7 protein-coding genes are annotated in these 14,408 nt (G+C 70.2%); 2 read left to right on the forward strand and 5 right to left on the reverse strand.

The window, feature by feature from the left end:
• The first annotated feature begins 26 nt into the window (after window positions 1-26).
• On the forward strand, window positions 27-998 hold the full coding sequence (locus NQZ70_RS49960) for a terpene synthase family protein (protein WP_129580521.1): 972 nt from the start codon (window positions 27-29) through the stop codon (window positions 996-998).
• Between the two features lie 154 nt (window positions 999-1,152).
• On the opposite strand, the gene NQZ70_RS49965 is transcribed toward NQZ70_RS49960, so the two are convergent.
• The 3 genes from NQZ70_RS49965 to ggt form a co-directional block, all read right to left on the reverse strand.
• Window positions 1,153-6,123, reverse strand: coding sequence for an AAA family ATPase (locus NQZ70_RS49965; RefSeq protein ID WP_129580522.1), 4,971 nt, complete (start codon window positions 6,121-6,123; stop codon window positions 1,153-1,155).
• Window positions 6,124-6,687: 564 nt separating this feature from the next.
• Window positions 6,688-7,188, reverse strand: coding sequence for an SRPBCC family protein (locus tag NQZ70_RS49970; RefSeq protein WP_129580523.1), 501 nt, complete (start codon window positions 7,186-7,188; stop codon window positions 6,688-6,690).
• A 6-nt stretch (window positions 7,189-7,194) separates the two neighbouring features.
• Entirely contained in the window at window positions 7,195-9,021 is a 1,827-nt protein-coding gene (gene ggt / locus NQZ70_RS49975) for a gamma-glutamyltransferase (protein ID WP_129580524.1), read from the reverse strand.
• A 415-nt stretch (window positions 9,022-9,436) separates the two neighbouring features.
• On the opposite strand from ggt, the gene NQZ70_RS49980 reads away from it, so the two are divergent.
• Window positions 9,437-12,055, forward strand: a complete 2,619-nt coding sequence (locus NQZ70_RS49980; protein ID WP_272827270.1) for a serine/threonine-protein kinase — start codon at window positions 9,437-9,439, stop codon at window positions 12,053-12,055.
• A 264-nt stretch (window positions 12,056-12,319) separates the two neighbouring features.
• Here the strand turns inward: NQZ70_RS49980 and NQZ70_RS49985 are convergent, their stop codons facing one another.
• Together NQZ70_RS49985 and NQZ70_RS49990 are read right to left on the reverse strand one after the other, a co-directional pair.
• The gene (locus NQZ70_RS49985; RefSeq protein WP_129580526.1) at window positions 12,320-13,459 is read right to left on the reverse strand and encodes a hypothetical protein; all 1,140 of its coding nucleotides are present in this window, start codon (window positions 13,457-13,459) and stop codon (window positions 12,320-12,322) included.
• Window positions 13,460-13,500: 41 nt separating this feature from the next.
• Window positions 13,501-14,280 (reverse strand): helix-hairpin-helix domain-containing protein, encoded by a 780-nt coding sequence (locus NQZ70_RS49990; RefSeq protein ID WP_129580527.1) that lies wholly within the window; start codon window positions 14,278-14,280, stop codon window positions 13,501-13,503.
• Window positions 14,281-14,408 lie beyond the last annotated feature (128 nt).

The raw sequence follows: 14,408 nt of genomic DNA on the forward strand, positions 1-14,408 counted from the left end.
TTATTTTTCGATGGAGCCGTAGATCCGTGAACGCGAAGAAGACCTGTTTCTATTATCCATTTTTTGCATCGTGTCATCCTGACGTGAACGTCGTCGAGCGTCGGACCTTGCAATGGATCCACCAGCTCCAGCTGGCACATGACGACCGTGCGATCTCGCGGATCAAAGGGGCCAGCGTCGCTGCGCTCGCGGCGTGGTTGTTCCCGTCGGCGGACCTGCGGACTCTACAGCTGGCGTCCGACTTTACCGCGGCGCTGTTTTTACTGGACGACGCTTTCGATGACGGTCAGCTCAGCAAGGATCCGCAGCTCGCCGCGAGGCTCAATGACAAGTATCTGGGCGAGCTCTTCGGGCACGTCGAGGCCGACAGGAGCGATAAGCTGATGCGAGGGCTGCTCGACGTTCGCGATCGTATCAGGAGGGATTACCCGCACTTCGTCCTCAATCGCTGGCTCATGCATTGTCAGCATTACTACGAGGCTCACCTGTGGGAGGTGAAGAATCGCATACGCCAGAGGATCCCCACGGTGGATGAGTACCTGATGATGCGGCGCTTCAGCGGAGCGGTCTACGCCTATTGCGACCTGCTGGAGCTGCTGCTCGAACGGCCGCTGCCGCTGGAGATCGTCCAGCATCCATTGCTACAGAGCGTCCGCGAGATCTGTAACGACATCCTCTGCTGGACGAACGACTACTTCTCGCTCGAGAAAGAGCTGCGGTCCGGCGATGTCCACAATCTGATCATCGTTCTCCGAAATGCCACGGGGTCGACCCTGGAGGAAGCCATCTCGCGGCTGTGGCGCATGCACGACGACCGGATCGCGGAATACCAGCTGATCAAGCAGAAGCTGCTCTCTTCATCGGCAAGCAACGAGGTTCGTCAGTACCTCGACGGTGTCGATTCCATGATCGCAGGCAATCAGCGCTGGGCGCTCGGCGCCGACCGGTATGCCGAGTCGAGGGCCTTCGCAGGCGTAGCCTTCGCGCACGCAGGATGACGGCGCGCGTGCCCGCCCGGGCGAGCTACGGAGCGGGCCGACCCGACCGAGGCGCGCAGGGGGGCGCCGGCGGCGCCGAGCGCGCGCCGGACGCTTCGTGCATCCATCGTGGGTTCACCAGGTCGATGCCAGCCGAAGCGCCGGACAGCGCTGCTCATGCATAGAGCCTCGACGACGTCCGCCTCATCGCGTACGCGATGCCTGCCTTCAGGTTGGCCCGCGTCTCTATCGTGCCGAGATCGACGCCGAGCGCGACCAGGCTCTGCGCCACGGCCGGACGAAGGCCGGTCAGGATCGCCTTGCTCCCGAGTAGCCCGAGCGCCCTGGCCAGGCTCATCAGCCGGCTCGCCACGCTCGTGTCTAGGCTCTTGACCCCAGTGATGTCGACGATCACGACCTTCGCTGAGCTTGACGCGACGCTCTCCATCGCGGTCTCGATCATCTGTGCAGCCCGCTTGTCGTCGATGGTCCCGATGATGGGCATCACCATGATCTCGTCCGTGATAGGGATGCACGGCGTCGACAGCTCGAAGAGGCGCTCCCGCTGGGTCTGGATGATCTCCTCCTGCATCTGGACGCGTTCCTCCTGCAGGCGGACGCGCTCCGCGAGCTCCAGCTGCAACCTGTCGTTCACGGTACGGAGCTGCTCGTTGGACACCCGGAGCTCCTCGGTGCGCGTGGCGACCTCCTGCTCGAGCCTCTCGTAGAGCTTCGCGTTCTCGATGGAGATCGCGACCTGCGTCGAGAGCAGGCTCAGGAGCTCGAAACGAGCCTTCGTGAACGCTCCCGTCGACAGGTTGTTTTCGACGTAGAGCACGCCGACCAGCCGCCCCTGCCGCAGGATCGGCAGACACATCAGCGACTTGATCTGTCCGTCTCGGATGTAGGGATCCGCTGAAAACTTGGCTTCATCGGCCGCGTTGTCCAGGAGCACGCTCTTCAACGTGCGCTGCACGTAGCTCACGATAGACTGCGGAGCTCGCCTGAACGATTCCATGGCGACGCCTTGGAGCACGTTGACCTGCTGCGGCTCCACGGTGCCCTCTGCCTCGACGAACAGCGATCCCCCGCGAGCGAGGGCCAGCACGCCGGACTGCGCGCCGACGCTCTCCAGCACGAGCGTCATGAGGCTCCCGAGCAGCTTCTCCAGAACGATCTCGCTCGCCAGGGCCTGCGACGCCCTGATGACGCTGAGCAGATCGAGGATCGCTCCGTCGTGGCTGGACGTCGTTGTCACGGACATGGGCTGCTCGGCCGTCCCCTCGAGGAGCAGCTGAGGGAACGTGGCGACGAGGCTCTGGCATTTCGCGTCGGCGCCCCACAGCGCGTAGCCACGGTAGGCCATCGTCAGGTAGTGCTGTGCGATCTCGTGCCGGCCCAGCCTGCGGTAGAAGGACGACGCCAGCTCGCACCCCAGCGCCTCTTCATGCATGTAACCGTGCTTCCGGGCCCCCTGTATCGCCCGGTCGTAGAGGTCCATCGCCTCGACCACCGCATGCTTCACGCGCGCCAGCTCTGCTTGCACTAGATCGTACTTGTGCTGGCTGTTCTGCGGGGCAGAGCGCGCCCACGCTCCGAGCCTCAGCTGGCTCGCCTCGACCCCGGCGAGCACGGCGCTCCGTTCCTCTTTCGAGACTTCGTCGAAAGCGGCGAGGGCCGAGAGCGATTGATAGAAATTGTGCTCGACGAGCGTGATGAAGCCGGCGGCGCCGTCCTGGTACTCTCCTCCGGCGCGAAGGCAGCTGAGGGCGTTCTTCGGGTAATTGAAGAAGTAGAGCTGCATGCCCTTCGCGAGGTGCAGGGAGAACATCGACGGCCGGTTGTGGCCCAGGCAGGACATCATCGTCGTCTCGTCGAAGCTCTCCCCGGCGAGCAGCCGCTTGCTGGCGGAAGGGTCACGGAGGCTGCGCACGAGCTGTCGCCAGATCCTCACGTAATAGAGCTGGTATTGCTGGTCCAGCTTGAGCGACAGGTCGACGGAGTGCTTCATGCGCTGCTCGACCGACGCCAGCTCTTCACCGATGAACAGCGGGTAGGTTGCATGGTGTATCGAGTTGTATCCGGCGTACTCGATGTCTCCCGTGTCCAGCCCCACTTGGATGCCGTGCCGAAGCGGCTCGATGGTCTCCCTCGCGTGCCGCTTCCAGTGGTGAAGCACCATGTAGTTCAACGCGTAGACCTTGGACTCGATCTCGACCGCGCCGAAGCGGCGGACGAGCTCGATCCCGAGACGACCAAACTCGAACCCTAGATCGATGTTGTTCATGAAGCCGCACTGAATGAGCCCGTAGATCGTGTAACCGAACGCGCCGAGCGGCGAGTTGCCGTGCCGCACGCAGATGTCGACCATCGTGAACGCGAGCGTCGGGACGAGGGCGGGTCTGGCGAGATAGGCGGCGGGGTTCACGGAGGCGAGGATGCGCATCGCCGCCTGCATCCGCCTGTCCTTCATCGGTGGGAGCTGCGCAAGGCGAGCGATGTCGACGTTGGCCGGCGGCGCCTCGGACAGCGGGACCTCCAGCATGGTGAGCACGCGCAAGCCGAGCTCGATGGCCTCGTGCATGCGATTCTGTGATATGTAAAATTGAATGCGCGTCTCGTAGACCCGGATCGTCTCGAGCACGTCTCTGGCGCGCTCTTCGACGATCTTCGCGGACGCCTCCGCGCGATCGAAGTTGATCGTCAGGTACTCCAGCTCGACCAGATCCGTGTAGATGGCGAGCGACAGATCGTGGTTCGCCTCCCACGCGTCCTCCGGCAAGAAGGCCGCCGCCGCGCGGAGGCACTGCACCCCAGGGCCGTACGCCGTGGACCGCCTCGCCTTCTGACCGGCCTTGAGGTTGAGCAGCGCCGTCTCGAAGCGCTCTCGCCGGTCCACGATCAGCTCCGCCCCCATGTTGAGGTGCATCACGATGTCGTAGATCCGCTCCTCGATCGACTCGATCGGGGTCTCGCGGATCAGGAGCCGCCCGAGCTCGAGGTGGGTCCTCTCCTGCTCGACCTCCGTGAGCAGCTTGTAGGCCGCCTGCTGCACGCGGTCGTGCAGGAACTTGAACGTGACCGGGCCCTCGTCGTCGTCGTCGTCGAGGAAGCGCGCGATCTTGTAGTCGCCGTCGACGGGCACGACGAGCCCCGCGTCCAGCGCGTCCCAGAGATCCTCGTCGGTGGCGCGCAGGTCCTTGTGGTGGAGGAGGGCGAGGATCCTCAGATCGAACTGGTTGCCGACGCACGCGGCGAGCTTCAGGACCTGCTGCGTCGCCGCGCGGAGCCCCTGGATCCGCCGGACCATGAGATCGACGACGTTGTCCGCGACGTCCATCCGCTCGATGTCGGCGATGTTCCACGTCCAGGCGCCCGTCTCCGAGCTGAAGCGCAGGTGACCGTCGCGGCAGACGCTCTCGAGGTACTGGATGGTGAAGAACGGGTTGCCGTGCGTCTTCGCGAAGATGATGTCCGAGAGCGGACGGCACTCCCCGGGAGGCGCGTCGAGCGTGTCGGACACGAGCTGGTTCACGTGCTCGGGCGCGAGCGGCTTCAGCGCGATCGTGCGCACGCGCGCGCCGCTGCGCGGCAGCGCGCCCAGCATCACCCGGAGCGGGTGCGCGTCGTCCGTCTCGTTGTCCCGGTACGACCCGAGCAGGAGCAGGTGGCGGATGTCGGCGTCCTCCAGGAGGACGCTGATGAGGTTGAGCGAGCCCGTGTCGGCCCACTGGAGATCGTCGAGGAACAGCACGAGCGCCCGCGTCTTCTGCGCGATCGCGCCGATGAAGCTCCGGAACGTCAGGTTGAACCGGTTCCGCGTCTCCATCGAGCCCAGGGCCGGGACGGGCGGCTGCTCGCCGAGGATGAGCTCGATCTCCGGGATCACCTCGGCGATGACGCGGCCGTTCGGGGCCACCGCCGCGAGGATCCGCGCCTTCCAGTCGGCGAGCTCCTCCTTGCTCTCGGTGAGGATCTGCCGGACGATCTCCCGCAGCGCGGCGATGACGGCGGCGTACGGGACGTTGCGCGTGAACTGGTCGAACTTGCCGGCGGCGAAATAACCCCCCTGCTTCGCGATCGGCTTGTGGATCTCGCTCACCACCGCCGACTTGCCCACGCCCGAGTAGCCGGCCACGAGGACGAGCTCCGACGGGCCTCCCGCGCCGCTGATGCTCCTGAACGCCGAGAGGAGCGCGCCCACCTCCTCCTGCCGGCCGTAGAGCCGCTGCGATATCTGGAGCCTCGTGGGCTTGTCCTTCCTCCCCGGCACGAAGTCCAGCGCCGGCGCGTCGTGCTCCAGCATGTGGAGGCAGGCCTTGAGATCCGCCTTGAGGCCGAAGATGCTCTGATACCGCTCCTCCGCCGTCTTCGACAGGAGCTTCATGATGACCCTGGAGAGCGCCTCCGGGATCTCCGGCCGGATGAGGTGCGGCGCGACGGGCGTCTTCGCGATATGATGATGCACGAGCTCCAGCGGATCCGTCGTCTCGAAGGGGAGGCGCCGCGTCGTGAGCTCGTAGAGCGTGACGCCGAGCGAGTAATAGTCCGAGCGGAAGTCGATCGACCGGTTCATCCGGCCCGTCTGCTCGGGCGAGATGTACTGGAGCGTGCCCTCGCCGGCCGACCAGGGGTCGTACACCGCCGCGCGCTCCCCCGGCAGGAGCGAGGCGATGGAGAAGTCCGTGAGCTTCGACGTGCTCACGTCGCTGTCGACGATGATGTTGCTGGGCTTGATGTCCTTGTGGATGATGTTCCGCTCGTGGATGGCGCCGAGCGTGTCCGCGAGCTGGAGCGCTATCCGGACCGACCGCGCGAGCCCGATGCCCCGGCCATTGCCGCCCCCGGCGATGCCCTCGTCGATGACCGAGCGCAGCGAGCGGCCCGCGAAGTACTCCATGATGAGCGCGGCGTAATCGAGGCGGACCTCGAGGTCGTACACCTTGACGACGCCATCCAGGTCGAGGTTCCGCGTGATCTCGTACTGGCGCTTCAGGATCGCGACGTTGCGGGTGCCATTGACGCCCTTGCGCGCCACCTTGATGACGCACATCTTGCCCGTGCTCTTCTTCCGGCCGAGGTAGACGCTGCTGCGAGCTCCGTCGTGCAGCGTGTCGAGCAGCTCGTGATTCAGTAGTTCCACCATGACTGCTACCCCCTGGAATGATAAGGACTATCGATCCGGCGCGGCGTTCGGTCTGTATCGAGAGGAAGGCCCCGGAAAGACGGCAGTCTTCAGGGGCGCGGAGATCGGCTGCGTGGCTGGAAGCGCGCGCGAACCGCCGGAGGAACGAACGTGCTCGGCGGGGCGCATCACCGTAAGCAATCGAAACGAGCGGCTTGTGTCAAGGTCGAACCGCCGCTTCTCCACCGCACGGATCGTGCGCTCTCACGTGGGGCTCCGCGGCCGAGACGCCGCGCGTCACGGCTCCGGCGCGCGCCCGTTGGAGCGCCGGAGCGAATGGGTGGACGGAACTCCTTAGGGGGGCTCCTGATGTTTTGCGACGAGGCGGCATGTCGACGGTTCATTGAAAGGAGCGCAATCGGCTCCTTTGAATTCGGGCGAGGCGCGGCGTGATCCACGCGCGTTCACGGCGGCGACGATGCGGGCGCGGGCCGGGGCAGGGAATGGGGCTGAATTCGTGGTGGGATACGTGGGTGTCGCGTGCGCTCATGTGGGGAGAGCGGGATGGCCCTACCGCGGGCCCGGTCAGGCGTTGCACCCGCCGGGGCCGCGTGGCGCCGGCAGCGCGGTCTCGCCGCGGGAGAGCGCCTCGAAGCGCGCCAGGATGATCTGCCAGCCCTCGTCGTGGCGGGCGCGCATCGGCGCCGCGCGCTCGCCGGCCCGGTCCCAGCCGCGGTGCACGACCTCGACCCGCGTCTGCGCCGCCACGAGCTCGACGAACTGCACCTCGACCTCCTGCGCCGACGCGGGCGCGCGGCCCGGGTGCCACGTGAACGCGAGCCGCCACGGCGCGTCCCAGGCGACGACCGTCCCCCAGAGCGCCTCGGTGCCGTCCCGCGCCCGCTCGAAGACGCGGCCGCCGACCGACGGCTCGACGTGGCACGACACCGCCGCGCCGCGGCCCACCGAGTGCGTGGCGAGCGGCCACCAGTCGGCGATCCGCCGGACGAACAGGTCGAAGGCGTCCGCCTGCGAGAGCGGCACGATCAGCGAGCGCCGCAGCGGCGGGACGACGTCGGTCGCCATCGCCGGCTACTTCCCCGCCGCCGCCTCGGAGCCCGGCCGCCGCGGCTCCCGCGCGCCCGCGAACGCGGCGCCCTCGCGGCCGATCGAGGGCGCGTCGGCGATGTGCCCGCGCTCGTCGATGACGTGGCCCATCGCGCCGAGCGCGCGCCGCAGGTCGTCGGGGAAGCCGCCGGTCTCGGCGATCAGCTTGTCGGGGTAGTCCTGCTGGTGGAAGCGCGGCGCGTTGACCGCCGTGGTCACGTCGAAGCCGAAGTCGACCACGTTCGAGAGGATCTGGAAGACCGCCGTGAGGATCGTCGGGCCGCCCGCGGCGCCGAGCACGAGCTCCACGCGCCCGTCCTTCCCCGTCACGATCGTCGGCGACATCGACGAGAGCATGCGCTTGCCGGGCGCGACGGCGTTGGCCTCCCCCTGCACGAGGCCGAACTGGTTCGCGGTGCCGGGCACGGTGGCGAAGTCGTCCATCTCGTTGTTCAGCACGAAGCCCGCGCCGGTCACCGTCACCCCCGAGCCGTACCAGCCGTTCAGCGTCGTGGTCAGCGCGACGGCGTTGCCCTGCGCGTCGACCACCGAGAAGTGCGTCGTGTGCGGGCCGCGGCCGCCCGAGTCCTTGACGCCCGCGCCGCGGGTCAGCTCGTCGGTCGGGGTCGCGCGGTCCGGCGCGATCGTGGCGCGCTGCTTCTCGGCCCACGCGACCGAGAGCAGCTCCTCCACCGGGTTCTTCACGAAGTCGGGATCCCCGAGGATCTCGTTGCGCGCGATGAAGACGCGCCGCATCGCCTCGGCGACCACGTGCACGTGCGACGGCGAGTGCCAGCCGAGCTTCGCGACGTCGAGCCCATCGAGCTGGTGCGCGATCATCGCCAGGGCGAGGCCGCCCGACGAGGGGAGCGGCATGGAGGCGACGCGGCGCCCGCGGTACTCGAACACGACCGGCTCGCGCCACTTCGCCTTGTAGCTCTTGAGATCCGCGGCCGTGATGATGCCCTTGCCGCGCCGCATCTCGGCGACGACGAGCTCGGCGGTCTTGCCCTCGTAGAAGCCGGCGGGCCCCTTCTCGGCGATGCGCTCGAGCGTCGCCGCGAGCTCGGGCGACCTCCAGGTCGCGCCGACCTGGATGGGCGCGCCGCCCGGCAGGAACAGCGCGGCCGAGGCCGGGAAGCGCGCGAGCTTGCCCGAGGCCGCCTTGACGGTGGTCGCGAAGTTCTCGTCGACGAGGAAGCCCTCCTTCGCGAGCCGGATCGCCGGCGCGATGAGCTCGGCCCAGGTCTTCTTCTTGGAGCCGAGCTTGTCGTACGCCTCCCAGAGCCCGGCGACGCTGCCGGGCACGCCGGGCGCGAGGTGGCCGACGCGGGAGCTCTCGGTGGGCTTGCCGTCCTTGCCCCGGTACATGTCGTGGGTCGCCTTGGCCGGCGCGGTCTCGCGGAAGTCGAGCGCGTGCTCCTTGTCGCCGAGGCGCGCGACCATGAACCCGCCGCCGCCGAGGTTGCCCGCCGTCGGGTGCACCACGGCGAGCGCGAACGCCGTCGCGACGGCCGCGTCGACGGCGTTGCCGCCGGCGGAGAGGACGTCGGCGCCCACCTTCGTGGCGAGCGCGGCGTCGCTGGAGACCATCGAGGGCCCCCGCACCGGCGGCGCGCCCTCGGGGTAAGGCCACCCCGCGGGGAACCGCGACGCCGGCGCGGCTGGAGGGGCCGGCGCGGTCGGCGCGGGCGCCGAGGCGGCGGCGCTCGGCGGCGGGGGCGGGGGCGGCGCGGGCGGCGGCGGGACGGCGGCCTCGCAGCCGGCGAGGAGGACGACGGCGAGCAGCCGATGAAAGGCGCGGAGCTTCATCGCGGCGGCTTATAACCCAGGCCCAGCGCCGCTCGAAGGCCGGAGGCGCAGCCGCGCGAGCGCGACCGCGCGGTCGCGGATTCTCCACACGCCGCGCGCGGGGGCGGCGTGGATCGCGCGGCGTCGCTCCCGCGCGCCGGCGCGGCGCGGAGGCGCGCCGCGCCCGGGGTGCGCGCGTTCCGCGGGCGCTCGGCCGGCGCGCGCGGCGGAGCGTGCCCCGTAATCCGTCACAGCTGTTCGGGTTTCTGCTGATCAGCTGTACCGCTCTCCCGCGAGCGGGAGAGCGACGCCGTACAGGGCGCGTGGAGCAGGGCGTCTTACCGAGGCGCCCGGAGACGCCTCTCGGCGCCGCGAAGCGAGCCGTGTTGGTCGTTGGCTTGGGGGCTTCGCCGCGCTTGGGTATGATCGGCCCCGGATGTTTCCGACGGAGCCCGCTCCCGAGACGATTGGGGCCTACAAGATCCTCCGGCGCCTGGCCGGTTCTGGGCCCACCAGCGTCTATCTCGGGCGGCTGGACGGCCCGCTCGGGTTTCGCCGCGTCTGCGTGCTGAAGCTCGTCCCGAATACGGCCGAGGGCGATCCGCGCTTCGCCGACGAGCTCGCCCGCGAGGCGTCGATCTGCGCGTCGATGAACCACCCGGCCATCGTGCGGATGTTCGACTTCTTCGAGCACGACGGCCGGCTCGTGCTCGTGCTCGAGCACGTCGAGGGCGTGAACCTCAATCGGCTGCTCCAGCACCTCGCGGCGCGGCAGCAGAAGCTCGCCGACGCGGCGGTCTACTACCTGGTCCACTGCATCGCCGGCGCGCTCGCGCACGCGCACGGGCTGACCGACGAGCACGGCAGCCCCGCGCCGGTGATTCACCGGAACCTCCACCCGGAGAACATCGTGATCGGGTGGGACGGGCAGGTGCGCCTGACCGGCTTCGGCATCGGCAAGATCCTCGGGCGCACGCCGGACACCATCGCGGGCGTGGTGAAGGGGGCGCCGGGCTACATGGCGCCCGAGCAGGTGCGCGCCGAGCGGGTCACGGTCAAGGCCGATATCTACGGCGTGGGGCTGCTGCTCTGGTCGCTGCTCTCGGGGCGGCGGCCGCCGGCGGACGGCACCAAGCCGCCTGGAATCGCGTCGATCCGCCCCGAGATCCCGCGCCCGGTCGTGGCGCTGCTCGACACGGCGCTGTCGCTGTCGCCGGACGATCGGAAGACCACCACTCAGGAGATCGAGCAGACGCTCGCGAAGGTCGCCCGCCCGGAGAAGGGGAAGGCGGAGCTCGTGACGCGCGTGCAGTCGGCGCACGCGACGATCGAGATCGAGGACGCGGATCCCGAGGAGGACCGGCGGCCGACGATCCCGGTCAAGGGCAAGGGCGGGCAGACCGCGCGGCCCGCGGCGGAGGCGGCGAAGCGCCTCGCGAAGGATCTGTTCGCGAAGGATCAAGCCGGGAGGGAGGGCGGCGCCGCGCGTCTCCGGCCCGGCGGCGCGCGGGCGGGGACGACGCCTCCCGCGCCGGCGCCGACCGAGGCGCTGGCGGCGGCCACGCGCCCGGACGGCAAGAGGTCGGCCCGCGCGCCGGGGCCCGAGCCGATCACGATCCCGGTGCCGGCGGCGCCGGCAACTCAAGCGCCGCCGACGCCGGTCGCGGCGGCGCTGCCGACCGCGGTCGGGGTGAAGGGCGCCGAGGGGCGGAAGCCCGCGCTGCCGGATCGCGAGACGTTCGGCCGGCTGTACGAGGCGTCGAAGCGCGCGGCGGAGCGCGACGCGGCGGCGGCCGAGGAGGTGCTGGCGGGGGGCGGGCCGGCGACGCTGCCCGAGGTGGAACCGGTGTTCGAGGAGGACGACGCGACGATCCCGGGCACCGGCGCTCCGTCGGTGCGCTTCGGGCCGTCGATCTCGGCGATCCCGGAGGCGATCCGCTTCGGTCCGCCGCCGGCGCTCCCGGCGGATCTCACGCCGGCGTTCTTCGCGCCGCCGCCGCCGAAGCCGCCGTCCGCCTCGCCGGTGACGCCGTCCGGGGTGACGGTGCCCATGGGCACGACGGGCCTGACGCCGCCCGGGGTGGCGGTGCCCGTGGACCGTACGGCGGGCGGGACGCCGCCCGGGGGTGTGCCGTATCCGAGCGCGGCGGGCCTGCGCGGCCCTCCGGCGGAGTCGTCGCCGCCGCCGGGGATGCGGCGCCAGCGTTCGCCCACGATGGGCTGGCAGGCGCCGCGCTCGCTGTCGCCGGCCGGGACGATCGCGGTCTCGGCGATCACGGCGACGGTGGTGGCGGCGCTGTGGATCTACGTCGCGCGGCGGGAGCGGCCCGTGCCGGCGGCCGCCGCGCCGGTGGAGCAGGCGGCGCCGGCCGCCGAGCCCGTCGCCGCGGCGACGGCGGCGCCGGCGCCGAGCGCTGCGACCTCCGCGAAGCGGGCGCCGGGCGCGAAGGCGCAGGGGAAGGCGCCATCCGCGAAGGAGCTGGCGGCGCAAGAGGCCGCGGCGGCGAAGGAGGCGGCGAGGGAGGCCGCGGCGGCGAAGGAGGCTGCGGCGAAGGAGGCTGCGGCGAAGGAGGCTGCGGCGAAGGAGGCTGCGGCGAAGGAGGCTGCGGCGAAGGAGGCTGCGGCGAAGGAGAAGGAAGCCGCAGCGAAGGAAGCCGCAGCGAAAGAGGCCGCAGCGAAAGAGGCCGCAGCGAAAGAGGCCGCAGCGAAAGAGGCCGCAGCGAAAGAGGCCGCAGCGAAAGAGGCGGCGGCGAAGCAGGCCGCCGGCCAGGGGCGGGAAGGGGTCAACCCCGCCACCCTGCCCAAGGGGCAGGGCGTGCTCACGGTGGGGTTCCCCGAGCCGGGGGGCGTCTATGTGACCGGCAAGTACGCGGGGGATGTCAACGAGCCGCTGGTCATCCGCTGCGGTCGTTTCTTCGTGCGCGTCGGGAAGCCCGGCAAGACGAAGTTCCCCGAGTGGCTCAGCGCGGGGGTGACGGCGCAGGTGCCGTGTCAGGGCGCCACGACCATCGATATCAAGCCGACCGCCCCGCCGAAGCCGCGAAAGAAGCGGTAACGCGGCGCCGGGAGCGGCGCTCGGACGAGGCGGGATTGAACCGCTGAGGCGCCGAGGAGATGGGCTCGGTTCTCTCGGCGTCCGGGCGGGTCCTCGTGCAGGGCGGTCGAGCGCCGCGTTGCCCAGGCTCTCCCTTGGTTTCGTGAGAGAATTGAACCACAGAGGGCGCAGAGGGCACAGAGGGAAGAGAAAGAGAGAATTGGTTATTTCTCTCTCCTCTGTGCCTCTGCGGTTCAAATCCTCTTCATCAGAGCCATAAGGGCGTCATCGCCCGAGCCGATCGAGCCTGTCCTCGGCCGCTTCGAGGCGGCTCGCGCCATCGGCCGCCTTCTGCTGCGCCTCCGCCGCCCTTCGCTCCGCCTCGTCGGCGCGCTTCCTCGCGGTCCGTGCGGCCTCCTCGGACTCCTCTGCGGCGCGGCTCATCCTGGCTGCCTCTCTCGTGAGGCGATCTGCCTCCTTGGCAGCCCGCGATGCCTCGCGGCTCGCCTGATCCCGCTCTCTCTCTGCCGCCGTGAGCTGCGCCTTCTGCTGGCGCTGCTCTGCCGCGAGCCGCTCCCGCCGCTCCCGCCGCTCGGCGGCGAGCTTCGTCTTCTGCTCGCGCTCTCTCGTGGCGCGCTGCTTCTCGCGCTCGCGCTCCTTCGCGGCGCGCTGCCCCTCGCGCTCGCGCTCTTCTGCGGCGCTCTCACGCTCTTTCGCGCCGCGCCGCCCCTCGCGCTCCTCTCCCGCCCTCTTCTGCCGCTCCGGCGGCTCCTTGGCCGCGCGCCCCCGGCGTCGCGACGGCGCCTCTGCCTTCGCCCCCTTGCTCCCGCGGCCCGTCCCGGCTTCGGCGGGCCTCTCGGAGGGCCGCCCTCGCAGCAGCCCGAGCATGTCCGAGAGATCCCCCGGCTCGAGCTCTCCCGACAGCCGCCCCCGCGCGAGCAGCTCCAGATCCGACGGGCTCGCGGTGGGGGTCGCCAGCAGCGAATCCCGCAAGCGGTCCATCGGATTGCCCTTCTCCCGATAGCCCCCCTCCGCGAAGAGCGCCGGCGCCGCCCGCAGGAGCTCGTTCACGATCGCGCGGTGCTCCTGGCTCGCGTCCTTCAGCCCCTGCGCGCCGCCCGGCCCGAGCGCCCCCCGCTGGGCCTCGCGCAGCCGCTCGCCCGCGTCGAGCAGGGCCTCCATCCGCTGCGGATAGCGGCGCGCGAGCTGGTTCAAGGTCCAGGCCGCCGCGGTCGGCCGCCGCAGCGCCTTCACGCGATCGGACGCGCCCTTGTCCCCGGCTTGCCGCAGCCGCTTCGCGAGCTCGTCCCGGGCGCGCGTGAAGTCGGCGAGCGGCTTCTTGTAAAGGGCGTCGACCTCCTCCTCGTCATCGACGTCACCCGGAGGAGGAGCACCGCCGCGCGTTCCCTTGGTTCGAGAGGCCATTCCCGCGCAAGCTCAGCCGAGCTCCCGCGAGCTTACTCCGCTCAGGCGGCCTCGGCCAGCGTCGACGGCACCTCCGGGAGCTCCCAGCCGCGCGTCCGGATCTCCTCGCTGATCCAGCGGATGTGGCGCCGCTCGTCCTGCCAGTTCGCCTCCACCATCCGTCGGACCGACTCCGGCAGATCGCTCGCCAGCGCCGAGGCATAGGCGTCGTTCGTGAGCTCCTCGTTGCCGCGCATGGCGACGAGCGCCGTCCGATCCTCGCGCGCCGACAGCTCGGTGTAGCGGCGAATGCACTGGCCGCGCTCATCGGCCTCGTCCGGCGGCGAGGCGCCGAGCGCGTCCAGGAGCTCGCGCTCGTGCCGCTCGTGATCCGCCCGGAACCCCTCGAGCTGCTTCTTGATCTCCGGCGCCTTGCACACGCCGATCGCCACGCGGTACGCCTCGGCAGCCGCCCTGTCGAGCAGGATGAGCCCCAGGATCTGCTCCAGGGCCGTCGCGTCGCCGAGCTCGCCGCCGCTCGAGGAGCGCCGCCTCGTCGCCGAGCCCGGAGCCGCCTCGGCCGCTCCTCCGGCGCCGGCGCCCCCCTCCGAGGCCTCGCCCGCGCCGCCCAGCGAGCCGCTGCGCTGGAGCTTGCCGAGCATCACGCCGTCGATGCCGGGCACCTGGTGCAGATCCTCCCAGCTCCGGAAGGGGCCGCGCTCGCTCCGGTGCTCGATGATGAGCCGAGCCCGCTCGCCGTCGACGCCCTCGATGGCCATGAGGTCTTCTTCCGTTGCCGTGTTCAGATCGATGCGCGGTTCGCGCGATGCCTTCTTGGTCATGGTCGAGCCTCCCCGGGCCGATTTGTAGGGCCGACGGAAGCCCGCCGAAAGCTGGCATGGCGGCCAATCCGGCGCGGAGCTCGAGCGGACGGCGCGCCGCGGGAGGGGATTCGTTTGCGCTGCAGGGT

The organism is Sorangium sp. So ce836 (assembly GCF_028553905.1).
GTDB classification, from domain to species: Bacteria; Myxococcota_A; Polyangia; order Polyangiales; family Polyangiaceae; genus Sorangium; species Sorangium cellulosum_D.

What these genes read in the sequence shown, in the direction of transcription:
- ggt (WP_129580524.1), bottom strand. Translation starts at nt 9,021, where the DNA reads ATGAAGCTCCGCGCCTTTCATCGGCTGCTCGCCGTCGTCCTCCTCGCC.
- NQZ70_RS49985 (WP_129580526.1), bottom strand. Translation starts at nt 13,459, where the DNA reads ATGGCCTCTCGAACCAAGGGAACGCGCGGCGGTGCTCCTCCTCCGGGT.
- NQZ70_RS49990 (WP_129580527.1), bottom strand. Translation starts at nt 14,280, where the DNA reads ATGACCAAGAAGGCATCGCGCGAACCGCGCATCGATCTGAACACGGCA.
- NQZ70_RS49970 (WP_129580523.1), bottom strand. Translation starts at nt 7,188, where the DNA reads ATGGCGACCGACGTCGTCCCGCCGCTGCGGCGCTCGCTGATCGTGCCG.
- NQZ70_RS49965 (WP_129580522.1), bottom strand. Translation starts at nt 6,123, where the DNA reads ATGGTGGAACTACTGAATCACGAGCTGCTCGACACGCTGCACGACGGA.
- NQZ70_RS49980 (WP_272827270.1), top strand. Translation starts at nt 9,437, where the DNA reads ATGTTTCCGACGGAGCCCGCTCCCGAGACGATTGGGGCCTACAAGATC.